This is a genomic window from Tomitella gaofuii, assembly GCF_014126825.1.
Lineage (GTDB): Bacteria > Actinomycetota > Actinomycetes > Mycobacteriales > Mycobacteriaceae > Tomitella > Tomitella gaofuii.
Window position 1 is genome coordinate 2242093 of the sequence record NZ_CP059900.1, and the last position, 25739, is coordinate 2267831.

Annotated in this window: 22 protein-coding genes and 3 pseudogenes; 5 read left to right on the forward strand and 20 right to left on the reverse strand. The window is 72.6% G+C overall.

Annotated elements, in window-relative coordinates; all coding sequences use genetic code 11:
- The first annotated feature begins 12 nt into the window (after window positions 1-12).
- The 4 genes from tal (at window position 13) to pgl (ending at window position 4484) form a co-directional block, all read left to right on the forward strand.
- Window positions 13-1131 carry a transaldolase gene (gene tal / locus H4F70_RS10510; protein ID WP_182357152.1) on the forward strand — a complete coding sequence of 373 codons (1119 nt, stop codon included), beginning with the start codon at window positions 13-15 and terminating at the stop codon, window positions 1129-1131.
- Window positions 1132-1134: 3 nt separating this feature from the next.
- Window positions 1135-2796: a glucose-6-phosphate dehydrogenase gene (gene zwf, locus H4F70_RS10515; protein WP_235681040.1), complete on the forward strand. Its 1662-nt coding sequence runs from the start codon at window positions 1135-1137 to the stop codon at window positions 2794-2796.
- Entirely contained in the window at window positions 2793-3698 is a 906-nt protein-coding gene (locus tag H4F70_RS10520) for a glucose-6-phosphate dehydrogenase assembly protein OpcA (protein ID WP_182357153.1), read from the forward strand. Before zwf ends, H4F70_RS10520 begins: the two co-directional genes overlap by 4 nt.
- A 75-nt stretch (window positions 3699-3773) precedes the next feature.
- On the forward strand, window positions 3774-4484 hold the full coding sequence (gene pgl / locus H4F70_RS10525; protein ID WP_182357154.1) for a 6-phosphogluconolactonase: 711 nt from the start codon (window positions 3774-3776) through the stop codon (window positions 4482-4484).
- Window positions 4485-4634: 150 nt separating this feature from the next.
- Here pgl and qcrB read toward each other — a convergent pair whose 3' ends face one another.
- The 19 genes and pseudogenes from qcrB to fmt all read right to left on the reverse strand — a co-directional run bounded on the left by qcrB (window position 4635) and on the right by fmt (window position 22899).
- The gene (qcrB, locus tag H4F70_RS10530; RefSeq protein WP_235681538.1) at window positions 4635-6218 is read right to left on the reverse strand and encodes a cytochrome bc1 complex cytochrome b subunit; all 1584 of its coding nucleotides are present in this window, start codon (window positions 6216-6218) and stop codon (window positions 4635-4637) included.
- Window positions 6219-6560: 342 nt separating this feature from the next.
- Window positions 6561-6794 carry a preprotein translocase subunit SecG gene (gene secG, locus H4F70_RS10535; RefSeq protein ID WP_182348687.1) on the reverse strand — a complete coding sequence of 78 codons (234 nt, stop codon included), beginning with the start codon at window positions 6792-6794 and terminating at the stop codon, window positions 6561-6563.
- A gap of 180 nt (window positions 6795-6974) precedes the next feature.
- Window positions 6975-7760, reverse strand: a complete 786-nt coding sequence (gene tpiA / locus H4F70_RS10540) for a triose-phosphate isomerase (protein ID WP_182357156.1) — start codon at window positions 7758-7760, stop codon at window positions 6975-6977.
- A 7-nt stretch (window positions 7761-7767) separates the two neighbouring features.
- Entirely contained in the window at window positions 7768-9021 is a 1254-nt protein-coding gene (locus H4F70_RS10545; RefSeq protein ID WP_182357157.1) for a phosphoglycerate kinase, read from the reverse strand.
- Window positions 9022-9041: 20 nt separating this feature from the next.
- Window positions 9042-10058, reverse strand: a complete 1017-nt coding sequence (gap, locus tag H4F70_RS10550; RefSeq protein ID WP_182348684.1) for a type I glyceraldehyde-3-phosphate dehydrogenase — start codon at window positions 10056-10058, stop codon at window positions 9042-9044.
- 229 nt (window positions 10059-10287) lie between these two features.
- Window positions 10288-11265 (reverse strand): DNA-binding protein WhiA, encoded by a 978-nt coding sequence (whiA, locus tag H4F70_RS10555; protein WP_182348719.1) that lies wholly within the window; start codon window positions 11263-11265, stop codon window positions 10288-10290.
- Window positions 11266-11277: 12 nt separating this feature from the next.
- Window positions 11278-12357, reverse strand: a complete 1080-nt coding sequence (locus tag H4F70_RS10560) for a gluconeogenesis factor YvcK family protein (RefSeq protein ID WP_182357158.1) — start codon at window positions 12355-12357, stop codon at window positions 11278-11280.
- On the reverse strand, window positions 12354-13211 hold the full coding sequence (gene rapZ / locus H4F70_RS10565; protein WP_182360329.1) for an RNase adapter RapZ: 858 nt from the start codon (window positions 13209-13211) through the stop codon (window positions 12354-12356). The genes H4F70_RS10560 and rapZ overlap by 4 nt, the downstream gene beginning before the upstream one ends.
- A 65-nt stretch (window positions 13212-13276) precedes the next feature.
- Window positions 13277-14149 (reverse strand): helix-hairpin-helix domain-containing protein, encoded by an 873-nt coding sequence (locus tag H4F70_RS21165; protein ID WP_420883129.1) that lies wholly within the window; start codon window positions 14147-14149, stop codon window positions 13277-13279.
- A 169-nt stretch (window positions 14150-14318) separates the two neighbouring features.
- Window positions 14319-14384: pseudogene (locus H4F70_RS21170) on the reverse strand (hypothetical protein); the annotation flags it as partial.
- Window positions 14380-15420 (reverse strand): annotated as a pseudogene (gene uvrC, locus H4F70_RS21175) (excinuclease ABC subunit UvrC); the annotation flags it as partial. The pseudogenes uvrC and H4F70_RS21170, both read right to left, overlap by 5 nt.
- Before the next feature lie 34 nt (window positions 15421-15454).
- Window positions 15455-15985 (reverse strand): PH domain-containing protein, encoded by a 531-nt coding sequence (locus H4F70_RS10575; RefSeq protein ID WP_182348717.1) that lies wholly within the window; start codon window positions 15983-15985, stop codon window positions 15455-15457.
- Between the two features lie 17 nt (window positions 15986-16002).
- Window positions 16003-16485, reverse strand: a complete 483-nt coding sequence (gene ribH, locus H4F70_RS10580; protein WP_182357159.1) for a 6,7-dimethyl-8-ribityllumazine synthase — start codon at window positions 16483-16485, stop codon at window positions 16003-16005.
- The gene (locus H4F70_RS10585; protein ID WP_182357160.1) at window positions 16482-17759 is read right to left on the reverse strand and encodes a bifunctional 3,4-dihydroxy-2-butanone-4-phosphate synthase/GTP cyclohydrolase II; all 1278 of its coding nucleotides are present in this window, start codon (window positions 17757-17759) and stop codon (window positions 16482-16484) included. The genes ribH and H4F70_RS10585 overlap by 4 nt, the downstream gene beginning before the upstream one ends.
- Before the next feature lie 90 nt (window positions 17760-17849).
- Window positions 17850-18533, reverse strand: coding sequence for a riboflavin synthase (locus tag H4F70_RS10590; RefSeq protein ID WP_182357161.1), 684 nt, complete (start codon window positions 18531-18533; stop codon window positions 17850-17852).
- A 48-nt stretch (window positions 18534-18581) separates the two neighbouring features.
- Window positions 18582-19554, reverse strand: a pseudogene (ribD, locus tag H4F70_RS10595) (bifunctional diaminohydroxyphosphoribosylaminopyrimidine deaminase/5-amino-6-(5-phosphoribosylamino)uracil reductase RibD).
- Window positions 19555-19636: 82 nt separating this feature from the next.
- Window positions 19637-20344, reverse strand: a complete 708-nt coding sequence (gene rpe, locus H4F70_RS10600; RefSeq protein ID WP_182360330.1) for a ribulose-phosphate 3-epimerase — start codon at window positions 20342-20344, stop codon at window positions 19637-19639.
- 108 nt (window positions 20345-20452) lie between these two features.
- Window positions 20453-21976: an RsmB/NOP family class I SAM-dependent RNA methyltransferase gene (locus tag H4F70_RS10605; RefSeq protein ID WP_182357162.1), complete on the reverse strand. Its 1524-nt coding sequence runs from the start codon at window positions 21974-21976 to the stop codon at window positions 20453-20455.
- Window positions 21973-22899, reverse strand: a complete 927-nt coding sequence (gene fmt, locus H4F70_RS10610; protein WP_182357163.1) for a methionyl-tRNA formyltransferase — start codon at window positions 22897-22899, stop codon at window positions 21973-21975. The genes H4F70_RS10605 and fmt overlap by 4 nt, the downstream gene beginning before the upstream one ends.
- A 151-nt stretch (window positions 22900-23050) precedes the next feature.
- Here fmt and H4F70_RS10615 point away from each other — a divergent pair, with 151 nt between their 5' ends.
- On the forward strand, window positions 23051-23410 hold the full coding sequence (locus H4F70_RS10615; protein WP_182357164.1) for an EthD domain-containing protein: 360 nt from the start codon (window positions 23051-23053) through the stop codon (window positions 23408-23410).
- 139 nt (window positions 23411-23549) lie between these two features.
- Here H4F70_RS10615 and H4F70_RS10620 read toward each other — a convergent pair whose 3' ends face one another.
- Window positions 23550-25646, reverse strand: a complete 2097-nt coding sequence (locus H4F70_RS10620) for a primosomal protein N' (RefSeq protein WP_182360331.1) — start codon at window positions 25644-25646, stop codon at window positions 23550-23552.
- Window positions 25647-25739 lie beyond the last annotated feature (93 nt).

The window sequence follows — 25739 nt, forward strand, 5'->3', positions numbered from 1 at the left end:
GGAGGACCTATCATGCCGACCAACGAACGTCTCGACAACCTCAGCAAGGCGGGCGTGTCCGTCTGGCTCGACGACCTGTCGCGCGACCGACTCGACAGCGGCAATCTCGCGCAGCTCGCGTTGACCCGCAGCGTCGTGGGGGTCACGACCAACCCGACGATCTTCGCCGGCGCACTGTCGAAGGGCACCGCCTACGACGCCCAGATCGCGCAGATCGCCGCCCGCGGCGGCGACACCGCGGACGCGATCCGCGAGCTCACCACGGACGACGTCCGCCGCGCCTGCGACGTGCTGCGCGAGCAGTACGAGGCCTCCGGGCACGTCGACGGCCGGGTGTCCATCGAGGTGGATCCCACGCTGGCCGCAGACACCGACGGCACGGTGGCCCAGGCGCTGGACCTGTGGAAGACGGTGGACCGGCCGAATCTGCTCATCAAGATCCCCGCCACCCCCGCCGGCGTGCCCGCCATCACCCGGGTCATCGCGGAGGGCGTGTCGGTGAACGTCACGCTGATCTTCTCGGTGGAGCGTTACCGGGAGGTCATGGACGCCTACCTGTCCGGGCTCGAGGCCGCCGCGGAGGCGGGCCATCCTCTGGCAGAGATCCACTCGGTGGCGTCGTTCTTCGTCTCCCGCGTGGACAGCGAGATCGACAAGCGCCTCGACGCCGTGGGCACCGCGGAGGCGAAGGCGCTGCAGGGCAAGGCCGGCCTGGCCAACGCCCGGCTCGCGTACGCCGCGTTCGAGGAGGTCTTCACCGACACGAACGAGCGGTGGAACGCGCTGGTCGGCCAGGGCGCCACCGTGCAGCGTCCGCTGTGGGCGTCCACCGGGGTGAAGAATCCGGATTACCCCGACACGCTCTACATCACCGGGCTCGTCGCGGCGGACACCGTGAACACGATCCCGGAAAAGACGCTCGAAGCGTTCGCCGACCACGGCGAGGTCGAGGGCGACACCGTCAGCGGGCGGGGCGCCGAAGCGCAGGAGGTCTTCGACGCGCTCGCCGGGGCGGGCATCGACCTGGCCGACGTCTTCGGCCTGCTCGAGCGCGAGGGCGTGCAGAAGTTCGACGTGTCCTGGTCGGAGCTCATGGACTCGGTGCGCGGCCAACTCGAATCCGCCCGCTGACGGGTGCGCTCCCCTCTCACGGGCGCCGCGCCCGTCACCGCGCACAACCCACTGCGCGACCCCCGCGACCGGCGTCTGCCCCGGATCGCGGGGCCGTGCAGCCTGGTCATCTTCGGCGTCACCGGCGACCTCGCGCGCAAGAAGCTGTTGCCCTCCGTCTACGACCTGGCCGCGGCCGGTCTGCTGCCGCCCGGGTTCGGGCTCGTGGGGTTCGGGCGCCGCGAATGGTCCGACGACGAGTTCCGGCAGTTCGTGCTCGACTCCATCGAAGGCCGCACGCGCGCCCCGTTCAAGAGGGCGGTGTGGGAGCGGCTGGCCGAGGGGATCCGGTTCGTCGGCGGCGCGTTCGACGAGGACGCCGCCTACGGTCGCCTGGCGGAATCGCTCGCCGGTCTCGACGCGGAACGCGGCACCGCCGGAAACTACGCGTTCTACCTGGCCATCCCCCCGGCCGCGTTCCCGCCGGTGTGCGCCCATCTGGACGCGCACGGCCTCGCGCAGGAGCGGGTCCTCCGCCCCGCAGAGCAGGGCGGCGACGGGAGCGAGCGCGACGGGGCCCCCGGCGGGGCGGGGCTGCTCGCCGGCGGTCGCCCCGACGGCACCTCGCCCGGCGAACGGGACCACTGGCGCCGGGTGGTGATCGAGAAGCCGTTCGGCCACGACCTCGAGAGCGCTCGGGCCCTCAACGGCGCCATCACCGAGGTGTTCGACGAGCGCAACGTCTTCCGCATCGACCACTACCTGGGCAAGGAGACCGTCCAGAACATCCTGGCGCTGCGCTTCGCCAACCAGCTGTTCGATCCGTTGTGGAACTCGCACTACGTCGACCACGTGCAGATCACGATGGCCGAGGACATCGGGCTGGGCGGCCGAGCGGGCTACTACGACGGCATCGGCGCGGCACGCGACGTCATCCAGAACCATCTGCTGCAGCTTCTTGCGCTCACTGCGATGGAAGAGCCCGTCAGCTTCGAACCCCGCGCCATCCAGGCGGAGAAGATCAAGGTGCTCTCGGCCACCCGGCTGGCCGCGCCGCTGTCCGAGACCACGGCCCGCGGGCAGTACGCCCGCGGGTGGCAGGGCTCGGAACAGGTGTGCGGGCTGCAGGAGGAGAAGGGGTTCGCCGAAGGCTCCACGACGGAGACCTTCGCGGCGATCACCCTCGAGGTGGATTCGCGGCGCTGGGCCGGGGTGCCGTTCTATCTGCGCACGGGCAAGCGGCTGGGGCGCCGGGTCACCGAGATCGCCGTGGTCTTCACCCGCGCGCCGCACCTGCCGTTCGACACCACGATGACCGAGGAGCTGGGGCAGAACGCCCTGGTGATCCGGGTGCAGCCCGACGAGGGCATCACCGTGCGCTTCGGCTCCAAGGTGCCCGGCTCGTCCATGGAGGTCCGCGACGTCAACATGGACTTCAGCTACGGGCAGGCGTTCACCGTCTCCTCCCCCGAGGCTTACGAGCGGCTCATCCTCGACGTGCTGCTCGGCGAGCCGTCGCTGTTCCCCGTGGGCGAGGAAGTGGAACTGTCCTGGGCGATCCTCGAGCCCGTCCTGGAGGCGTGGGCGGCCGGAGGGGCGCCCGAGCCCTACGAGTCCGGCGGGTGGGGGCCCTCGTCGGCGGATGCAATGCTCCGCAGGTCCGGAAGGGAGTGGCGGCGACCATGATCGTGGACTTGCCCGACACCACCACGAAGAACGTCATCCAGCGCCTCTACGAGGTCCGGGAAGCCGGCGGCGCGGTGACGTTGGGGCGCGTGCTCACGCTCGTGGTGGGAATCGGCGACGAGGCGGACACTGAGCGTTCCATCGAGGCCGCCAACGAGGCGAGCCGCGAGCATCCGTGCCGCATCATCGTCGTCGTCCACCACTCCCGCTCGGAGCGCACCGTGCTCGACGCGCAGATCCGCGTCGGCGCCGACGCGGGCGCCTCCGAGGTGGTGGTGCTGCGGCTGCACGGCGCCCTGTCGTCCCACAGCGACAGCGTGGTGACCCCGTTCCTGCTGCCGGACACGCCCATCGTCACCTGGTGGCCCGGCGACGGCCCCGACGTGCCGCGGGAGGATCCGCTGGGGCGCATCGCGTTGCGCCGGATCACCGGGCCGTCCACGGCGGAGCCCCGCGGGCTGTTGCAACGGCGGTGGGAGGGCTACGCGAGCGGCGACACCGACCTGGCCTGGCCCGCCATCACCGCGTGGCGCGCTCTGCTGGCGACGGCCATCGAGCATCCCGAGTTCTCGCCCATCGACCGCGCCGAGGTCACGGGCCCGGCGGACGATCCCTCCGCCGACCTGCTGGCCGGGTGGCTGGCGACCGCGCTCGACGTGCCGGTGACCCGTCGCGACGGCGCCGAGGGAGCCGTCCTGAGCTCCGGCGACGACACCGTGTCGCTGGTGCGCGTGTCGGACACCGTCGCCGTCCTGAGCCGGCCCGGCGAGCGGGACAGCCGGGTGGCGCTGTCGCACCGCCACGAGTGGGACTGCCTCGCCGAGGAGCTCCGGCGGCTCGACCCGGACGAGATCTACGAGGACGCGCTGGCAGGCGCAGCGCGCGTCGCCTACGAGTCCTGACTGCCGCGCGCCCTCCCGCGGGCGGCCGACCGCACATCGGATCCGCGCCCGCCCGGCGGGCGGGAAGGAGCTGGAATGACCACCGAGATCGTACGCGAAGCCGACCAGGACGGCATCGTCACCGCCGCGGCCGCCCGCCTCACCGTGCTCATCGCCGAGGCCATCGCGCAACGGGGACGCGCCCGCGTGGTGCTCACCGGCGGCGGCGCCGGCATCGGATTGCTGGCCGCGCTGCGCGAAGCGAGGATCGAGTGGCCCAAGGTGGAGCTGTACTGGGGCGACGAGCGATTCGTCGCCGGCGACGACGGCGACCGCAACGAACTGCAGGCGCGCGAGGCGCTGCTGGCGCACGTCCCCGTCGTCGAGGACCAGGTTCATGCGATGCCGGCCGACGACGGCGTGTTCGCCGGCGACGTCGACGGGGCGGCACGCCGATACGCGGAGCTCGTCGAGCAGGTCGACGCGTTCGACGTGCACCTGCTGGGGATGGGCGGCGAGGGCCACATCAACTCGATCTTCCCGCACTCCCCGGCCGTGGCGGAGCAGGCGGCCACCGCGGTGCCGGTGCGGGACTGCCCCAAACCGCCGCCGACCCGCATCACCCTGACCCTCCCGATGGTGCGGCGCGCACGGCAGGTGTGGCTGCTGGTGGCGGGCGGCGCCAAGGCGGAGGCGGCGGCCGCCGCAGTGGGCGGGGCGGACGCGGCCGACGTGCCCGCGGCGGGCGCCGTGGGCACCGAGAAGACCGTATGGTTCCTCGACGACGCGGCGGCGGGTTCGATGTAAGGCGCTCTACTGCCGCAGGATGAGCGCGGCCCGCATCGTCCGGGCTCCGCAACGTCAACGCCCACCGAACGGTTCGCGACACGAGTGGCCCCGTGCGCGTTCCACGGCGAAATCGTGGCCTGCTCGGACCGCACGACATCTGTTCGCTGATCAACCGCGCCGACCGATTCCCCGATCCTGTTCCTGACGTTCGCGGAGCGCGTCGAGCTTGCGTTCTTCACCCTCGTGCTCGGCCTCGTCGAGAACGCGCGCCTCGTCCTCCGGGTCCGCGGCCAGCCAGCTGCCGCGCGTCGACCGGCCGGCCACGCCGAGTTTGTTGAGCTTCTTCGGCAACTGCGCGCCCTGGTATTCCAGAGGGATCGGGTGGCCATGCTCGTCGACCGGTCCGAGCGGTTGGTGCACCTCGATGTACTCGCCGTGCGGCAGCCGCTTGACATGGCCGGTCTCGATGCCGTGCTCGAGCACCTCACGATCGCTACGCTGCAGTGCGAGGCAGAATCGGTACGTCACGAAATAGGCGAGGGGCGGTACCACCACCGCGCCGATACGGCCGATCCACGTCGTCGCGTTCAGCGAAATGTGGAAGACCAGCGCGAGGATGTCGTTCATGCCGGACAACATGAGTATTACGTAGAACGACAAGGCCATGACGCCCAGTGACGTGCGCACGGGGGTATCCCGCGGGCGTTGCAGCAGGTTGTGGTGCCGGGTGTCTTTCGTCAACTTCTGCTCGATCCACGGGTAGACGAACAACAGCACGAAAATCGCGCCCAGCATCACGACCACCCAGACGATGGCCGGAACGGTGTATGGACCGAGGTAGAGCTCCCAGTCCGGGAAGATGCGGGCCGCACCCTCGGTGAACAGCATGTACATGTCCGGCTGGGATCCGGCCGACACCTGGGACGGGTTATAGGGTCCCAGGTTCCAGATCGCGTTGATCTGGAAGACACCGCCCATGAGTGCGAGGATTCCGAATGTCATGGCGAAGAATCCGCCGGAATGCAGGGCGAATACCGGAAGGATGCGGACGCCGACCACGTTGTTCTCCGTGCGCGCCGCGTCCGGATACTGGGTGTGCTTCTGGTACCACACGAGCGCCAGGTGCGCGCCGATGAGCGCGAGCAGGATGCCAGGGATGAGCAGGATGTGCAGCACGTACATGCGCGGCACGATGATGGTACCGGGCCAGTCGCCGCCGAATATCGCCCAATGCAGCCAGGTGCCGATGACCGGCAGACCCAGGATCATGCCGGACATGATCCGGAGGCCGGTGCCGGAGAGCAGGTCGTCCGGCAGTCCGTAGCCGAAGAAACCCTCGGCGATCGACAGCAGCAGCATGACGCAGCCGATCACCCAGTTGGCCTCACGCGGCTTGCGGAATGCGCCGGTGAAGAAGACACGGCTCAGATGCACGATGATCGCCGCGACGAACATCAGCGCGGCCCAGTGGTGGATCTGGCGGGCGAACAGGCCGCCGCGCACCTCGAACGAGATGTTCAGGGCCGACTCGTACGCCTTGGACATCTCGATGCCGCGCAGCGGCTGGTAGACGCCGTTGTAGGTGGTCTCGGCCATTGACGGGTCGAAGAACAGCGAGAGGTAGATGCCCGAGATGATGAGGACGATGAAGCTGTAGAGGGCGATCTCGCCGAGCAGGAACGACCAGTGGGTGGGGAAGACCTTGTTGATCTGGCGACGCATGCCGGCCGAGAGCCGGTAGCGCTCGTCCATGTTGTTCGCGGCCTTCGCGACCCGCTCAGACGTGCGGGCCTGTTCGCTGCTCACTTGCATTCACCTCGCCGCTGATGCTGGCTACCTGATGAAAGTGTGTGAGAAAACCCTAGCACCCGAGCGGCGCGGCGAAAATGAGAAACTACAATGCGTTGAGCGGCATGATGTGGCGCAGAGCGGAGGACGCCCGGCATTGCGGCGTGAAATCGACGACGACAGCGCCTCGATCGGGGGCCTGGATCCGACGGCCCCCACCGCGGTACAACCGGATACGCGTCCGCAGTCCTCCCCGCACCAGCGTTGGGACTCTCCGGGTGCGAGCGGAACATCCCCTGGGACAACCTACTGGTACTTGACCACCAGGCCGATGCCGATGATCGCGACGAACCAGATCAGCGCGGTGATCACCGTGAAGCGGTTCAGGTTCTTCTCCGCCACCGTCGACCCCGACAGGTTGGAGGCCATGCCGCCGCCGAAAAGGGTGGACAGACCGCCGCCCTTGGCCCGGTGCAGCAAAATCAGCACGCACAGCAGAATGCTGGTCGCGATGACGAGGATTTGCAGGAACAGTTCCATGTGCGGATCAGTGCTGCCCTTCTGGCTTCTGGGTCGTCGGAGTCAGGGTCGAGGAGGGTCGGATCGCAGGCGGCCGCTGCGGGCGCGCACACCGGGGCCGATGCTACCCGCCGCGTGCCCACCGGCAGCGCACCGGCCCGGGGAGCACGTCGCCGCTCCCCCGGCCGGTGCGCGTCGGGATCACGGCAGGGGCCCGCCCGCGGCGATCGCGCACAGTGTGGCGAACTCGTCGGCCTTGAGCGAGGCGCCGCCGACGAGTGCACCGTCGACGTCGTCCTTGGCGACGATGTCCCCCACGTTCTTCGCGTTCACAGAACCGCCGTAGAGGATCCGGAGACCGCCGGCCACCGCGTCGGAGGCGAGGCCGAATACCGCCTCACGCACGGCCGAGCACACCTCCTGGGCATCCTCGGGCGTGGCCACACGGCCGGTGCCGATCGCCCAGACCGGCTCGTAGGCGATCACGCACTGTGCGATCTGCTCGGCGGACAGGCCGGCGAGCGACCCGCGGACCTGCTCGACGCAGTGGTCCACATGAGCACCGGCCTCGCGGACCTCGAGACCCTCGCCCACGCAGACGATGGGCGTCACGCCGTGCGCCAGCGCTGCGGCGGCCTTCTGCGCCACCGTCGCGTCGTCCTCGCCGTGCAGGGAACGCCGCTCGGAATGCCCGACGACCACGTAAGTGCACCCGAGCTTGGCCAGCATGGCACCGCTGACCTCGCCGGTGTAGGCGCCCGACTCGTGCACCGAGACGTCCTGCGCCCCGTAGGTGAGGAGCAGCTTGTCGCCCTCCACCAGCGTCTGCACGCTGCGGATGTCGGTGAACGGCGGGATGACCGCGACGTCGACCTTGTCGAAGTACTTCGCCGGCAGTGAGAAGGAGATCTTCTGCACCAGTGCGATGGCCTCGAGGTGGTTGAGGTTCATCTTCCAGTTGCCGGCGATGAGCGGTGTGCGGGGCATGACGGTCCTACCCTTCGGTGGTCGGTGCGGACGGTGCGGTCGACGATGGTGCGTCGTCGAGGACGGCCAGGCCGGGAAGCTCCTTGCCCTCCAGGTACTCCAGCGACGCGCCGCCGCCCGTCGAGATATGGCTGAATCCGTCCTCGGCCAGGCCGAGGGTGCGCACCGCGGCCGCGGAGTCGCCGCCGCCGACCACGCTGAACGCGCCGTCCGCGGTGGCCTCGATGATCGCCTCGGCGACACCGCGGGTGCCCGCGGAGAACCGTTCGAACTCGAACACGCCCATGGGCCCGTTCCAGAACACGGTGCGGGCCGCGCGCAGCACCGCCGCGAAGCGGGAGACCGATTCGGCGCCGATGTCCAGACCCATCCACCCGTCGGGGATCTCGCCGGCGGGCACGGTCCTGGCCTCCGCGTCGGCGGCGAACCCGTCGGCGACGACGATGTCGCACGGCAGGTGGATCACGTCCGCGTAGCGGTCCAGCAGGTCCTTGCAGGTGTCGACCATCTCCTCCTGCAGCAGCGAGGAGCCGACGGGCAGTCCCCGCGCGGCGAGGAAGGTGAAGCACATCCCGCCGCCGATCACCAGCGTGTCGACCTTGGGTGCGAGCGCCTCGATCACCGCAAGCTTGTCCGACACCTTGGAGCCGCCGAGCACCACAGCATTGGGCCTCTCGGCACCGCCGGTCACGGCGCGCAGCACGTCGACCTCGGCCGCCACGAGCGTGCCCGCGTAGTGCGGAAGCAGCTTCGCGACGTCGTAGACGGAGGCCTGCTCGCGGTGCACCACGCCGAACCCGTCGGACACGAACGCGCCGTCGCCGCCGGTGAGCGCGGCGAGCTCACCGGCGAGCGCCGCACGCTCCGCCGCGTCCTTGCTCGTCTCGCGCGGGTCGAACCGGATGTTCTCCAGCAGCATCACGTCGCCGTCGGTGAGGCCCTCGGCGCGCGCCTGCGCGTCGATGCCCACCACGTCGGCGGCCAGCTGGACGTACCTGCCGAGGGCGTCGCCGAGCCGGGCGGCCACCGGTGCCAGCGACAGCGCCGGGTCGACGGCCCCCTTCGGCCGGCCCAGGTGCGCCATCACGATCACCTTGGCCCCGGCGTCCGCCAGCGCGGACAGCGTGGGCACCGAGGCGTCGATGCGCCCGGCGTCGGTGATGGTGGTGCCGTCGAGCGGCACGTTGAGGTCGGACCGCACCAGCACGGTGCGCCCCTCGACCCCCGCCGCAAGCAGGTCCTGCAGTGTCTTGACAGTCATCGCCGCGGTGTCCTCCCGGATCAGAGCGACTTGCCGACGAGGTCGACGAGGTCCACGAGCCGGTTGGAGTAGCCCCACTCGTTGTCGTACCAGCTCACAACCTTGATCTGGTCGTCGATGACCTTGGTCAGCGGCGCGTCGTAGACGCTCGAGTGCGGGTCGGTGACGATGTCCGACGAGACGATGGGGTCGGTGCTGTACTTGAGCACGCCCGCCATGGGGCCCTCGGCGGCGGCCTTCATCGCAGCGTTCACCTCGTCGACGGTCGCCTTGGTGCGCACGTTGACGGTGAGGTCGGTGACCGAGCCGGTGGGGATCGGGACACGCAGCGCGTAGCCGTCCAGCTTGCCCTGCAGCTGCGGCAGGACCAGGCCGATGGCCTTGGCGGCGCCGGTGCCGGTGGGCACCACGTTGACGGCGGCGGCGCGGGCTCGGCGCAGGTCCTTGTGCGGGCCGTCCTGCAGGTTCTGGTCCTGCGTGTAGGCGTGCACGGTGGTCATCAGGCCCTTTTCGATGCCGAACGAGTCGTCGAGGACCTTCGCGATGGGGCCGAGGCAGTTGGTGGTGCACGAGGCGTTCGAGATGATCGTCTGCGAGCCGTCGTACTTGTCGTCGTTCACGCCCATGACGACGGTGAGGTCCTCGCCCTTGGCCGGGGCGGAGATGATGACCTTCTTGGGGCCGCTCTGCAGGTGGCCGCGGGCCTTGTCGCCGTCGGTGAAGATGCCGGTGGACTCGACCACCACGTCGACGTCGAGGTCGCCCCACGGGATGGCCGCCGGGCCCTCCTTGATGGCGAAGGCCTTGATGCGCCGGGTGCCCACGACGATCTCGTCGCCCTCGAGCGCGACAGGCTCGGGGAAGCGGCCCAGGATCGAGTCGTACTTGAGCAGGTGGGTGAGAACGGCGGGATCGGTGAGGTCGTTGACCGCGACCACCTCGATGCTGGTGTCGCCCTTGGCGCGCTGTGCCTCGACGGCGCGGAAGAAGTTGCGGCCGATGCGGCCGAATCCGTTGATGCCTACCCGGACAGTCACTGTTCGCTCCTTACATGGCCGTATCGGTGCCGCGGACAGGCAGGCTGTGCCGGTGCCGTCGGCGGCCCCTGGGCCGTGTTCTTCTTCGGTCGGTATTGCTGCGGTACACCCCGGGCGCGGCGCGCCCCGCCGGGGAAGCTCAGTGCGCTCGCGTCGATCCTAGTCGGTCGCCCGCGGCGCCCGGACCGAGCACCGGCGCGACGCGCACCGCTTCCGGCCGCGGGCCCATTCAAGCCTCATCGAGCAGCTCGGGGGTGACCGCGGACTCGGTGTCCGGGATGCCGAGCTGTGCGGCCTTGCGGTCCGCCATCGACAGCAGCCGGCGGATCCGGCCCGCGACGGCGTCCTTGGTCATCTCCGGGTCCGCCAGCTGCCCGAGCTCCTCGAGAGAGGCCTGCCGGTGCTGGATGCGCAGCTCGCCGGCCTCGGCCAGGTGCGCGGGCACCTCGTCGCCGAGGATCTCGAGCGCCCGTCCCACCCGTACCGCAGCGGCCACCGCGGCGCGGGCCGAGCGGCGCAGGTTCGCGTCGTCGAAGTTGGCGAGCCGATTGGCGGTGGCGCGCACCTCGCGCCGCATGCGGCGCTCCTCCCACACCATGCGCACCTCGTTGACGCCCATCCGGGTGAGCAGCACGCCGATGGCCTCGCCGTCGCGCACCACCACCCGGTCGGCGCCGCGCACCTCGCGGGCCTTGGCGGACACGCCGAGGCGCCGGGCCGCGCCGACGAGCGCCAGTGCGGCCTCGGGCCCCGGCGCGCCGACCTCCAGCGCCGACGACCGGCCCGGTTCGGTGAGCGAGCCGTGCGCGAGGAAGGCGCCCCGCCAGGCGGCCTCCGAATCGAGCACGCTCCCCCCGACCACCTGCGGCGGCAGCCCGCGCACCGGCCGGCCGCGTTGGTCGAGGAGCCCGGTCTGCCGGGCCAGGCCCTCGCCGTCGCGGGCGACCCGGACCACGTACCGGCCCGACTTGTGCAGACCGCCGGGGCTGAGGACGTGCACCTCGCAGGAATAGCCGTACAGGTCGTGGATGTCCTTGCGCAGCCGCCGGGCGGTGGCGCCCAGGTCCACCTCGGCCTCCACCACCACCTGGCCGCCGACGATGTGCAGCCCGCCGGCGAAGCGCAGCAGCGACGCGACCTCGGCGCGCCGTGCGCTGGTGTGGGTCACCACCACCCGGGCGAGTTCGTCTTTGACATCGGCTGTCATCGCCACGATGCGTCAGTCCCCTTCCGTTCCGGCCGCGGGCCGCTGCGGACCGGCGGTGTGCAGCGTGTGTTCCGAGGTGGTGGTGTGCTCCGCAGTGCTGCGGTGATCCGTCCAGGTGGTGGCAGGGAGCGGCGGGTCGATGCCGGCGAGCGCGGCGAGCGCGTCGGCGAGCCGCCCCGGCTCGTGGGTGAACGTGCCGGGCACGGCGAGTTCGCGGTAGTGCACTGCGGCGCCGAACCTGTCCGCGGCGCGCCCGACGTTGTCGCGTTCGCCCTGCGCGCGCACGGCGGCCGCGTCCGCCAGCACCGCGTCCACCCGAAAGTCCGGCGCGTGCTGGGCGAGCACCTGCAGGTGGCGTTCGGTGGAGAACCCCGCCGTCTCGCCAGGCTCCGCGGCCAGGTTGAGCACGACCACCTTGCGGGCGGCCGACTCCTGCAACGCCGAGTACAGCTCCGGAACGAGCAGGTGCGGGATCACGCTGGTGAACCAGGAACCGGGCCCCAGCACGACGACGTCCGCCGCGCCGATCGCGCGGACCGCCGCGGGGACCGCCGGCGGGTCCGCGGGGAGCAGCCGCACCCGACGCACCCGTCCGGGAGTGGTGGCCACGGCGACCTGGCCGCGGAGCGTGCGCACCACCCGCGGGTCGTCTTCGAGCCCCGTCACCTCGGCCGCGATCTCCAGGGGCACCCGCGCCATGGGCAGCACGGCGCCCTGGACGCCGAGCACCCCCGCCAGCTCGGCCAGCGCGGCCACCGGGTCGTCGAGCAGCTCGGTGAGCCCGGCGAGAACGAGGTTGCCCACGGAGTGCCCGGCGAGCGCGCCGTTGCCGCGGAAACGGTGCTGGAGCAGATCCGTCCACAGGCCGCCGCGCTCGTCCGGCGCGGCGAGCGCCGCCAGCGCCATGCGCAGATCCCCCGGCGGGATGATGTCGAGTTCGGAGCGGATCCGACCGGATGAGCCGCCGTCGTCGGCGACGGTGACCACCGCTGTCACGTCGTCGCTGAAACGGCGCACCGCGCTGAGGGTGGCGAACAGGCCGTGCCCGCCGCCGAGGGCCACCACCGACGGGCCGCGCGGGTCGCGGGTCATTCGCGCCCCAGATCGCGGTGCACCACGCCCACTCCCAACGCCGGGTTCTCCGCCAGCAGCGCGCCCAGCGCCTCCGACATCGCCACGCTGCGGTGCTTGCCGCCGGTGCATCCGATGGCGGTGGTGACGTAGAACTTGCCCTCGCGCTGGTACCCGTCGATGGTCAGCTGCACCAGCCGGCTGTAGGTGCGCAGGAACTCCCCCGCGCCCGTCTCGGACAGCACATACTCGCTTACCGCGGGGTCGCGCCCGGTCAGCCCGCGCAACTCGTCCACCCAGTAGGGGTTGGAAAGGAACCGCACGTCCGCCACCATGTCGGCGTCGGTGGGCAGGCCGTACTTGAAGCCGAACGACTGCACGGTCACGCGGACGGTGCGCGGCTCGCTCCCGCCGAACAGGGTCTCCATCTTCTCCCGGAACCGCTGCACCGACGACGACGAGGTGTCGATGACGACGTCCGCGGACATGCGCAAGGTGGCCAGCATGGCCCGTTCCGCCGCGATCGCCTCCGCCAGGGTGCCCGAGCGCTGCAGCGGGTGTCCGCGCCGCACCTGTTCGAAGCGGCGCACCAGCACGTGGTCCGACGCGTCGAGGAACAGGATCCGCGGCGCTCCACCGCGGCGGACCACCTCGTCGCCCACCGCCGCCAGGTCGCCCGAGAACGTCTTGCTGCGCACGTCGACGACGACGGCGAGCCGCTCGATGCGCGTGCCCTCGCTGAGGCCGTAGTCGACCAGGGTGGGGACCAGCTGCGGCGGCACGTTGTCCGCCACGTACCAGCCGAGATCCTCGAGGAGTTTGGCGGCCGTGCTGCGTCCCGCGCCGGACAGGCCGGTGACGAGCAGCACGTCCATCGCGGTGGTGGAAGAGCCATCGGCGGGACCTGAGGCGGCGGGATCTGCGGCGGGCGTCGCGTCACTCACTGGGCGGTCTCACCTGTCCGTTCCGTAGTGTCGGCGGCGACGTTCCCGGCCTCCCCGGCCACGGTGCCGCTGTTTTCAGTCACGTCGGTCGCACGGCCGTCGGTTGCACGGGCCTCGGTATCGGGGCCGCGGGTTCCGGCGTCGCCGTGCAGGTGTTCGGCGATGGTCCGGGCCGTCGCCGAACCGATACCCGGCACCTGCGTCATCTCGTCAACGGTAGCCTCTCGCAACCGCGCGAGCGACCCGAAATGGCGCACCAGTGCGGTACGCCGCACCTCGCCGAGCCCCGGGACGGCGTCGAGCGCCGAAGCGGTCATCCTGCGGGACCGTTTGCTGCGGTGGAAGCTGATCGCGAACCGGTGCGCCTCGTCGCGCACGCGCTGCAGCAGGTACAGCGCCTCGCTGCCGCGGGGCAGGATCACCGGCTCGTCGTCGCCCGGCAGCCACACCTCCTCGAGCCGCTTGGCCAGGCCGGCCAGGGCGACGTCGGTGACTCCGAGTTCGTCGAGCACCTCGGCCGCCGCCGCCACCTGGGGGGCGCCGCCGTCGACCAGGTAGAGGTTGGGCGGATAGGCGAAACGGCGGGGCCGGCCGGTGGCCGGGTCGAGGGACGCCTCCGGCGCCAGATCACCGCCGTCGGCGTCGCCGTTGTGCGCGCCGGCGCCGTCCGGTCCGCCGGTGCCCGCGTCCGTCTGCGCGTCCGCCCGGTGTCGTTTGAACCTCCTGCGCGTCACCTCGGCGATGCTCGCGACGTCGTCGGAGTGCCCTTCGCCGGCGGCCTCCTTGATCGCGTAGTGACGGTAGTCGGACTTCTTGGCGAGCCCGTCCTCGAACACCACCAGCGAGGCGACGACGTCGGTACCCTGCACGTGGCTGATGTCGACGCATTCGATTCGCAGCGGGGCATCGTCCAGGTCGAGGGCGTCCTGGATGCCTTGCAGCGGCGCTGCGCGTGGTCAGGTCGCCGGCGCGCTTGAGCTTGTGCAGGGCGAGGGCCTGCTCGGCGTTGCGCCGGACCGTTTCGGCCAGATCCTTCTTGTCGCCGCGCCGGGGTACGCGGATGCGGACGGCCGTGCCGCGGATGCCGCCGAGCCAGGCGGACAGCCTGGTCGGCGTCCGCGGGCATCTCCGGGACGAGGATCTGGCGCGGCACCACGCCGCGTGCGTCCGCCTCGTCCAAACCGGAACGGCGGGCCTGGTCGGACTCGCCGCCGTAGAACTGCGTGAGGAACTGCTCGACAAGCTCGGGAGCCTCGGCGCTCTCGACCCGTTCGACCACCCAGCCGCGTTGCCCGCGCACGCGGCCGTCGCGCACGTGGAACACCTGCACGGCCACCTCGAGGTCGTCGTAGGCGAAGGCGACGACGTCGGCGTCGGTGCCGTCGCCGAGCACCACCGACTGCTTCTCCAGCGCCTTGTGCAGTGCGCCCAGGTCGTCGCGCAGGCGGGCGGCGCGTTCGAAGTCGAGATCCTCCGAGGCCTCGAGCATCTTGCGTTCGACCTGTGTGAGCAGCCGCGTGGTGCGGCCGGCGAGGAAGTCGCAGAAGTCGTCGACGATCGCGCGGTGCTCGTCCACCGACACCCTGCCCACGCAGGGCGCCGAGCATTTGCCGATGTACCCGAGCAGGCAGGGGCGGCCCAGCTGCTGGTGCCGCTTGAGCACGCCCGCCGAGCAGGTACGGGCGGGGAACACCCGCAGCAGCTGGTCGAGGGTCTCGCGGATGGCCCAGGCGTGCGAGTACGGGCCGAAGTAGCGGACCCCCTTGCGGCGGGGGCCGCGGTAGACGAACAGGCGGGGGATCTCCTCCCCCACGCTCACCGCGAGCATCGGGTAGGTCTTGTCGTCGCGGTACCGCACGTTGAAGCGCGGGTCGAACTGCTTGATCCAGTTGTATTCGAGCTGCAGCGCCTCGACCTCGGTGCCCACCACGGTCCACTCGACCGATCCGGCCGTGGTGACCATGCGTCGCGTCCGCGGGTGCAAGGTGGTGAGGTCGGCGAAATAGTTGCTCAGCCTGTTGCGCAGGTTCTTGGCTTTGCCGACGTAGATGACGCGGCGGTCGGGATCGCGGAACTTGTAGACGCCGGGCTCGGTGGGGATGGTGCCCGGGGCGGGGCGGTAGGTGGTGGGATCCGGCACGGCTCCAGGCTATCGCGTCCCCCGCCGCGGACTGCTACTCCTGGCCGGCCGCCGGGCGCCCAGCCCCGTCCGCGTACAGCCGTTGCAGGGCGCGGAAGCGTTGGACGGCCTCCACCGACCGGCCCCGGTCGTTGATCTGCACGGCGAGCACGGGCACGTACTCGTCGTCGGGCAGGTCGATGCGCGCCCACGACGCGCCCTCCGGGAATGCGATCCGCTGGACCAGGTCCCAGGGGATGAACTTGTCGCTGAACAGGTTCCGCACGGAGACCCCGGCGGGGCCCACGCGCATCCGCGGGCGGGTGAACAGGAGTACCCCGCACCCCATCAGCACTCCGATCAGTGCGATGGAGATCTGGTCCCACACGCGGAAATGCACGCCCGTGTCGGCCACCCGCAGCAGCGAACCGAGCACGGTGAACACCGCGACGAGAAACACCGCGACGCCGATCGCGTAGAGGCTGCTGCGCCGGGACCGTGCCACCAGGTCCCACTGGAGCCGGTCCGGGTCGACCGTGTCGGCCGCCTGCGCCCGTCCGCCGCCCGTCGTCCCGTCGTCCACCATCGCTCCGCCCTCCGCGGTCATGCCACTCCGTCCCGCAGCCGCCGCAACGTGGTCGCCACGTCCAGCGCCGCCATCGTCGCCTCGCCGCCCTTGTCCTCGATCGAGCCGGGCAGGCCGGCGCGATCCAGCGCCTGCTGTTCGGTGTCCGTGGTGAGGACGCCGTTGCCGACGGGGGTCGACGCGTCGAGGGCGACCCGCGTGAGCCCCGCCGTCACCGCGTCGCACACGTACTCGAAGTGGGGTGTGCCCCCGCGGATCACCACGCCCAACGCCACCACCGCGTCGTGCGTGCGCGCCAGTTCCTGTGCCACCACGGGCAGTTCCACCGCGCCGGCGACGCGGACCACGGTGGGGCCCGCCACCCCGGCCCCGTCGGCCGCGCGCAGCGCCCCGGCCAGCAGTGCCTCGTTGATCTCCCGGTGCCACTGGCCCGCGACAATCCCCAGCCGCAGCCCCGCCGCGACCGAGCCGTACTCGCCGGGCCTGCCCTCGGCGCTCATGCGGGCCCCCCGTCGCCGGCGGTGACGACGCTCTCCGCACCGGACGCCGTGGGATCGAAATCGTCCAGCCCGATCAGGTCATGGCCCATGCGGTCGCGCTTGGTACGCAGGTAGCGCAGGTTCTCGGCCGTCGCGCGGACCGGCATCGGCACCCGCTCGGTGATGGCGAGCCCGTAGCCGCCCAGACCGACCCGCTTCGCGGGGTTGTTGGTGAGCAGGCGCATCGACTGCACGCCCAGGTCCACCAGAATCTGCGCGCCCAGGCCGTAGTCGCGGGCGTCCGCCGGCAACCCCAGCTCCAGATTCGCGTCCACGGTGTCGCGCCCCGCGTCCTGCAGCTGGTAGGCCTGCAACTTGTGCATCAGGCCGATGCCGCGCCCCTCATGCCCCCGCATGTACAGCACGACGCCGCGGCCCTCGGCGGCGACCATCTGCATGGCCGCGTCCAGCTGGGGGCCGCAATCGCAGCGCAGCGAACCGAACACGTCGCCGGTGAGGCACTCCGAGTGCACGCGCACGAGCACGTCGGCCCCGTCGCCGATGTCGCCGCACACCAGTGCGACGTGTTCGACGTCGTCGTGCACGCTCTCGTAACCGACGGCCCGGAACGGCCCGTGCGCGGTGGGGATGCGGGCGTCGGCCACCCGCTTGACGTGCTTCTCGTGTTTGCGCCGCCAGCTGATGAGGTCGGCGATCGAGATCATGGCCAGTTCGTGCTCGTCGGCGAAGACGCGCAACTCGTCCGCGCGGGCCATCTCGCCGTCGTCCTTCTGGCTGACGATCTCGCAGATCGCCCCGGCCGGACGCAGCCCCGCGAGCGCGGCCAGGTCCACCGCCGCCTCGGTGTGCCCGGGGCGGCGCAACACCCCGCCCTCCTTCGCCCGCAGCGGCACCACGTGGCCGGGGCGGGTGAAGTCCTCGGCGCCGGCGTCGCCGTCGGCGAGCATCCGCATGGTGCGGGCGCGGTCGGCGGCCGAGATCCCGGTGGTCACGCCCTCCCGCGCGTCGACGGTGACGGTGTAGGCGGTGCCGTGCTTGTCCTGATTCACCGTATACATCGGCGGCAGCGCGAGGCGCTCGCAGTCGGCCCCTGTCAGCGGCACGCACAGGTACCCGGAGGTGTAGCGGACCATGAACGCGACGAGCTCGGGGGTGGCCTTCTCCGCGGCGAAGATGAGATCGCCCTCGTTCTCGCGGTCCTCGTCGTCGACCACGACGACCGCCTTGCCCGCGGCGATGTCGGACACCGCCCGCTCAATGCTGTCGAACCTCACGCAACGCTCCCATGGCAGCTCGTGGTCTCGCCCCGCGTACGCGCTCACGGCTTGACACCCGTGGACACCGGTGGGTGCCCCGATTCCCGACTATGAGGGTAGGCCCTGCGGGCCGGGCGCGGCCGCACCGGCTCCCAGAAGCCGCTCGACGTATTTGGCGATGACGTCCACCTCCAGGTTCACCCGGGTGCCGGCGGCGGCATCGCCCAGCACGGTCGAGGCGAGGGTGGTGGGGATCAGCGACACCTCGAACCAGTCCTGACCTGCTTCGTCGGCGCCCAGCGCGCTCACCGTGAGCGACACGCCGTCGACGGTGATCGAGCCCTTCTCCACCACGTACCGCGCCGACGACGCGGGCACCGCCACCCGCACGACCTCCCAGTGCTCGTGCGGAGTGCGGGAGATCACAGTCCCCACTGCGTCGACGTGGCCCTGCACGATGTGGCCGCCCAGCCTGCTCGAGACGGCGGCGGCGCGTTCGAGGTTGACCGGGCTGCCCACGCGCAGGTCACCCAGCGACGAGCGGGAGAGCGTCTCGTGCATCACGTCGGCGGTGAACGAGTCGGCCCCCGCCGCACCTTGTGCCCCGACAGTGTCTCCCCCGCCGGGCCCCGTCAGGTCGACGACGGTGAGGCACACCCCGTTGACGGCGATCGAATCGCCGTGGCCGGCGTCCGAGGTGACGAGCGGTCCGCGCACGGTGAACCGCGACGAGTCGCCCATGGCGGCGACCGCGGTGATCGCACCGACTTCTTCGACGATTCCCGTGAACAATCGCGTGGTCCTCTCGTCCGCCGGCGGTCGGCACGACCGCCGGCACGGCTACTGTCCGGTCACCCGATCGTAGGTCAGCAGCAGGTCGTCGCCGAGCGCCCGCACCGGCCCGCGCAACCGGAACCGGCGGAGATCGGCGATGGTGCGGGCGCCGACGCCCTCGACCGCGGCGCGACCGTCGCCGAGCACGGCCGGCGCCAGATAGTGCTCGATCCGGTCGACGAGCCCGGCTCCCAAGAAGGCCCCCGCGAGCCGCGGCCCGCCCTCGACCTGCACGTCGCAACAGGTGTCGGCGAGCCGCGCGAGCACCGCGGCCGGGTCGTGGCCGGGCACGATCAGCGTGCGCGCGGCGGTGTCGAGGATCCTGCTCCCGGCGGGCACTGGGCGGTCGCCCACCACCACCCGCAGCGGCTGGTGGCCGCGCAGCGAGCCGTCGGGGTGGCGGGCCGTCAGCGCCGGGTCGTCCGCGAGGACGGTGCCGGTGCCGACGAGAATGGCGTCGACCCGGGCGCGCCGCTCGTGCACCTCGGCGCGCGCCGCCTCGCCCGTGATCCAGCGACTGGTGCCGTCGGGCGCGGCGACCCGCCCGTCGATGGTGGCGGCCGTCTTGAGCGTCACCTGCGGCCGGCCGGTGCGCTGCCGGTGCAGCCACGGCCGCAGCGGCCCGGCCTCCACGTCGGCGGCCGACACGCCGCCGACCACCTCGACCCCTGCCCGGCGCAGCGTCTCCGCGCCCCCGGAGGCCTGCGCAGTGGGATCGGCGACCGCGAAGACCACACGCGCGACGCCGGCCTCGATCAGGGCGCGGCTGCACGGGCCGGTGCGCCCGGTGTGGTCGCACGGCTCGAGCGTGACGACGGCGGTGCCGCCGCGCGCCCGCTCCCGCCTGCGCCAGCGCGGCCGCCTCGGCGTGCGGACCGCCGGGCGGGGCCGTGGTCCCGGCCCCGCACACGCGCCCGTCGGCGTCGAACACCAGCGCCCCCACCGCGGGGTTGGGGCTCGTGCGGCCGCCGCCGTCCACGAGAGCTCGATGGCCGCGCGCATCGCCTCGTCGCCGTCCGGCCGCACGTCCGACGGCCACGGCGTGGCCGGTTCCGGCCGGGTCACGGGTGCAGGTGCAGGTGCGGCGATGCGGCCGCCGCCTGCTCGCGCAGTCCGCGGACGGCGGCGGCGGGGTCGTGTGCGCCGTAGACCGCCGAGCCGGCCACGAAGCAGTCCACCCCGGCCTCCGCGGCCTGCTCGATGGTGTCCGCGTTGATGCCGCCGTCGATCTCCACGAGCAGCCGCAGCTCGCCCGCGTCGACCAGCCGGCGGACCGCCCGCGCCTTGTCCAGCACGTCGGGGATGAACGACTGGCCGCCGAAGCCGGGTTCGACGCTCATGACGAGCAGCGTGTCGAACTCGCGCAGCACCTCCAGGTAGGGGTCGATGGGCGTGCCCGGTTTCACTGCGAGGCCCGCCACCGCGCCTGCGGCGCGGATGTCGCGGGCCACGGCCGCCGGGTCGTCCGTCGCCTCCGCGTGGAAGGTGACGTTGTGCGCGCCCGCCTCGGCGTAGGGCGGCGCCCAGCGCGCCGGGTCCTCGATCATCAGGTGGCAGTCCAGGGGGATCTCGGTGGCCTGCAGCAGGCTCTGCACCACGGGCAGCCCGAGCGTGAGGTTGGGCACGAAGTGCGCGTCCATCACGTCCACGTGAAGCCACTCGGCGCCGGAGTCGCCCGCCGCCGGATCGCCCGCGACGATCGCCGCCTCCTCCGCCAGCCGCGCGAAGTCCGCGGACAGGATCGACGGTGCGATCATCGGCTGCCGCACCCGCCGCGACGCCGTACCCTGCCGTGCTGTCTCCGGGCTCTGCCGTGCTGTCTCCGGGCCCGCCGGAACCTGGTTCGCCATGCGGCACATTCTATGGCCGTCGCGTGCTCACTTGCGCAGGGCCGCGACGAACATGCCGTCGGTGCCATGCCGGTGCGGCCACAACTGCACGAACGGGCCGTCGCCGAGCCCCGGCATGGCGCCGGGCACCAGGGTGCGGGCGTCGAGCGCGGTGAGCCCGTGGCGGCGCTGCGCGTCGAGCACGATGCCCGCCGTCTCGGCCAGGTGCGGCGAGCACGTCGAATACACGATGACGCCGCCCGGGCGCACCAGCGCGGCCGCCGCGCCCAGCAGCTCCCGCTGCAGCCGGGTCAGGTCGGTCACGTCCCCGGGACTCTTGCGCCAGCGCGCCTCCGGCCGCCGCCGCAGCGCGCCCAGGCCGGTGCACGGGGCGTCGACGAGGACCCTGTCGTAACCGGGGTCGAGTCCGCTGTCGCGGCCGTCGACGGCGTGCACGGTCACGGGCAGCCCGTCGACGGCCGACCGCACCAGCGCGGCGCGATGCTCGGCCGGTTCGACGGCGTCGACGTGCGCGCCGTCGATGTCCGCGATAGCGCCCAGCAGGGCGGCCTTGCCGCCCGGCCCGGCGCACAGGTCCAGCCACCGCCCGCCGTCGGGACCGTCGAGCGCGGCCAGCGTGGCGGCGCGGGCCACCAGCTGGCTGCCCTCGTCCTGCACGGCCGCGAGCCCGTCACGCACCGGGTCCAGCTCGCCGGGATCCCCGCCGTCGAGGTACACCGCGTACGGCGAGTACAGCCCCTCCTCGCCACCGGTGACGAGCGCGAGCTCCTCGGCGCTGATCGCGCCCGGCCGGGCCACCAGGTGCACGCGGGGGCTGACATTGTCGGCCTCGAGCGCCGCATCGAGCTCCCCGGCGGCCGGCCCCAGGGCGTCCGCGAAGGCCTGTGCGATCCACGCCGGATGGGTGTGCCGGAACGCGGACGCGGCCACGGGTGCGGTCTCCGGAGACGGCGTGAGCTGCGTGATCCACTGCTGGTCGGTCTTCTCCGCGGCCTTGCGCAGCACCGCGTTGGCGAAGCCGCCCGCGCCCCGGCCGCTGTCCGCCACCACCATGTCCACCGTCGTCGAGACGGCCGCATGCGGGGCGACCCGCGTGCGCAGCAGCTGGTAGACGCCGAGGCGCAGCGCGTCGACGACGGGCGGGTCGACGCGGTCGAGCGGCCGGCCCGCGCACGCCTCGATCACCGCGTCGAGCAGACCCAGCGCGCGGCACGCACCGTAGGCGAGTTCGGTGGCGAAGGCCGCGTCGCGCCCGGTGATCCTGCGTTCGCGTAGCAGACGCGGCAGCACCAGGTTGGCGTAGGCGTCGCGCTCCCGCACCGCGCGGAGCGTGTCGCGCGCGGCCACGCGCGGCGGGTCGAGGGCCGGCTGTTCGCGGCGGCGGGTCTCGCGCGCGTCCCTGCCCGCGGGGCCCCGCCCGGCGCGGCGACCCCTGTCATCGCGAGGCCTGCCCCTGCCGCCGCGGGAGCGCCCGTCCCCGGAGCGCCCCCTGTCGTGGCGCCCGCTCCCGCCCTGCGGGTGGCCGTCGGGGCCGTCGGGCCGTACGCTCATGCGAAGGTCTCCTCACCGGTGAGTCGTGCGCCCCGCGCCCAATCGGCGGCGCGCATCCGTTTCTTGCCGGGCGGCTGCACCCAGCTCAGTTCGACGGCGTCGGTGCCGGTCCCGGCGAACACCGACTTCTTGGTGGTCTCGACGCGCCCCGGGGCCAGCCCCCGGCCGCCGGCGGGTCGCACCGGCCCGAGCTTGAGCCGCACCTCGCCCAGCATCGTCCAGGCCCCCGGGTCCGGAGTCACCGAGCGGACGCCGCGGTCCACCGTGTGCGCCGGGTGCCGCCACTGCACGCGCGCACCGTCGACGGAGATCTTCTCCGCGTAGGACACGCCGTCCCCGGACTGGGGCACCGCGGTGAGCGTGCCGTCCTCGATACCGTCCATCGTCGCGGCGAGCAGCCGCGCGCCGGACTCCGCAAGGCGCCCCAGCAGATCGCCGGCCGTGTCCTCGTCCCCGATCGCCTCGGTGACCACCCCGTACACGGGCCCCGTGTCGAGCGCCGGCTCGATGAGGAACGTCGCCGCGCCGGTCATCGTGTCGCCGGCCGCGATCGCTGCCTGCACCGGAGCGGCCCCGCGCCACGCGGGCAACAGTGAGAAGTGCAGGTTGACCCAGCCGTGCACGGGCACGGCCAGCACGTCCGCGGGCAGCAGGTTGCCGTAGGCGACGACCGGGCAGCAGTCCGGTGCCAGCGCGCGCAGGCGCGCGAGGAAGTCCGGGTCGGAGGCGCGGGCCGGGGTGAGCACCTCGATGCCCGCCTCGTCGGCGACACGGCCGACCGGCGACCGGCCGGTCTTCCGGCCGCGGCCGGCGGCCGCGTCGGGCCGGGTGACGACGGCGATCACCTCATGCCGCGGGGAGTCGATGAGCTCCCTCAGCGACGGCACCGCCGCCTCGGGGGTTCCCGCGAAGATCACTCGCACGTCGAAAAGTCCTTCCCTCGTCCCTGCCGCGCCTGTTCAGCCCACCATGTCCCGGTCAGCTTAGTTTCCGGGGCCGGCACGCCGCCCGCTGCGGCTATCGTCGACTCGTCCGCGCCGCTCCCCCGCGGCCCCGCCACGCCCCGGAGGCCCCGTGTTCAAAGCCGTAGCACTGCTCACCCGCCGCGCCGACCTGTCACGCGCCGCGTTCATCGACTACTACGAGACCCGGCACGTCCCCCTGATCACGAGCCTGCTGCCACCGTTCCGCGAATACCGCCGCAACTTCCTCGACCACGACGACAGGGTCGCGGGACCCGACGCGCCGGCCGCCGACTTCGACGTGATCAGCGAGTTCGTGTTCGACGACCGCGCCGCATACGAGGACATGCTCGCCGCGTACGCGGTCCCGGAGACCGCACGCAGGATCGCCGCCGACGAGGAGAACTTCCTCGACCGCTCACGCACGCGGATGTACGTGGTAGACGCCCGCGGCACCGGGGCGGAAATCTGACCGGGCGCCTCACCCGACCCTCACCGGAGCGGTGTTCACGCGGCCAGGGCTGCGGTTGGGTTCCCCCGGACGCGTCACCCGACCCTCACCGGATCGGTGTTCACGCGGCCACGGCCGTGGTCGCGCGCCGATGCGCGCCTCACCCGACCCTCACCGGATCGATTTGCACCCGCACAGTGCCCGCCACCCGATGCGAACTGAATGCGGCCTGGCCCACGGCCAGCGCGCGGGACAGGGCGGCGCCGTCGCGCCGGGCCACCCGCAGCAACATCCGTTCCGCATCGGCCGGCGGCTCGTCGGCCGCCGCGGCCTCACGGCCGCCCCCGCCGGGGAGCCGCACGCCGGGCGGCAGCGGCACCGGCCCCAGCGTCTCGGTGCTCTCGGGCAGTGCCGCCAGGTCCAGGAAAGCCGCGAGCGTCGCCGGGGCGCCGTCCACCGCAGCGATCCGCACCGCCGGCGGAAAACGCACCTCGCGGCGCCCGGCGAGCTCCAGGCGCGCCTGCCCCACCGGGTCCCAGCGGATGAGCGCCTGCACCACCTCGGCCCCGGCATCCGCCACCACGACCACTTTCCCGCCCGTTTCAGCGCTGCGCACCAGCGCCGAAGCGGCCATCCAGCGCCGCAGGGCCTCCTCGCCGGCGCGCAGGTCGGCCCGGGTGAGCAGCGACCAGCCGTCCAGCAGCAGAGCGGCGCCGTAGCCGCCGGGGGCCACCGGCTCGGCGCCCACCGTGGCCACGACGACGGAGGCGCGCGCCGGCACCTCGTCGCGGACGTCGGCGCCGGACGATCCGATCACCGGCACCCCGCGGAACGCGCGGCCGAACTCCTCCGCCGTGCGCTGGGCGCCCGTCACCTGCGCGCGCAGGGCGCGGGACCCGCACTTGGTGCACGAGTGTGCGCGCGCCGCGCTGCCGCACCACCGACACGTCGGCGGGGCGGCCGCCTCCTCACCGGCTCCGCCCGCGGCGCCGTCGGGGCGCGGCGGCGGGAGGCCCAGGGGCCCGGCGCACCGCCGGCACCGGGCCGGTTCCCGGCACTGCGCGCAGGCCACCACGGGGATGTATCCGGCGCGGGGCACCTGGACCAGGACGGGTTGGTCGGCGGAGAGCGCGTCGCGGGCCGCCTGGAATCCGATCGCCGGCAGCCGTGCCCGGCGCGCGGCGGGGTCGCGGGCGAGGGCCTGCTCGCTGTCGGCCAGCGCCCGGATGAGCGGTGACGCCCGCCGCACCGCGTTGCGCGGAGCGAGCAGATCCTGCGCCCACCCGTGCTCGACCAGCGACTGTGCCTCCGCCGTGCGCGCGTGCCCGCCCAGCAGGAATCCCGCACCGGCGGCGTCGGCGCGCAGCAGCGCCACCTCGCGCGCGTGCGGGTAGGGCGAACGCGGCTCGGACAGCAGGTCGTCGCCGTCGTCCCATAGCGCCACGAGGCCCAGACGCGAGACCGGGGTGAACACGGCGCTGCGGTTGCCGACGACGATGCAGGGCGGGCCGGCGAGGGCCGTCACCCAGCGCCGGTACCGTGCCTGCGGGCCCAGCCCGCCGGCCAACTCCACCACCGGGCTCCCGGCAGCCGTTGTCGAAGACGCGGCGCCGCCGGCCCCGGAGCACAGCCTGCGCAGCGCGGCCGCGACGCGGTCCAGGTCGCGGCGGTCGGCCACCACGACGACCGCGGATCGTCCGCCGGCGAACGTGGCATGGGCGGCCTCGGCGATGCGCAGCGCCCAGTCCTCGCCGGGCACGGCCTGCCACACGGCGCGCGGCGCGCGTCCTGCGTGGGCGGCGTCGAGGAACGCGGCGCCGTGGACGTAGCGGGCCCAGCCTTCGTCTCCGCATTCCGGTGTCGGTGGCCCGGGGCCAGGCTCGGCCGGGGGTTCCCGCTGTTCCGCCGGGACCGCGCCGCGTTTCGCGAGGGCGTCCAGCGCGGCGGTCTCGGCGCGCGCATGCCGGGGCGGGACCGCGAGCCGCAGCACATCGGCGCGCGTGCCCGCATAGCGCCGCGCCACCGCCGCGCACAGCTCCGCGAGCGGCGGGGGCAGCACCGGCAGCGGTGAGACGACCCGTTCGATGGTGCCGAGCCGGCCCTCGTGTGCGGTGTCGGCGACACGTTCGAGCACGTACCCGTCGATCAGGCGCCCCGCGAACCGTACGCGCACCCGCACGCCGGGCTGCGCCGCGTCGTCGAGCGACTCCGGCACCCGGTAGTCGAAGGTCCGGTCCAGGTGCGCCGGTTGCACCATCGGCAGCACCCGCGCCACCGGCAGCACGACCCCCGCGCCGGCCTCCCCCGTCGCGTCCGTCACCACACCCCCTCGACATGCGACCGACCAAGC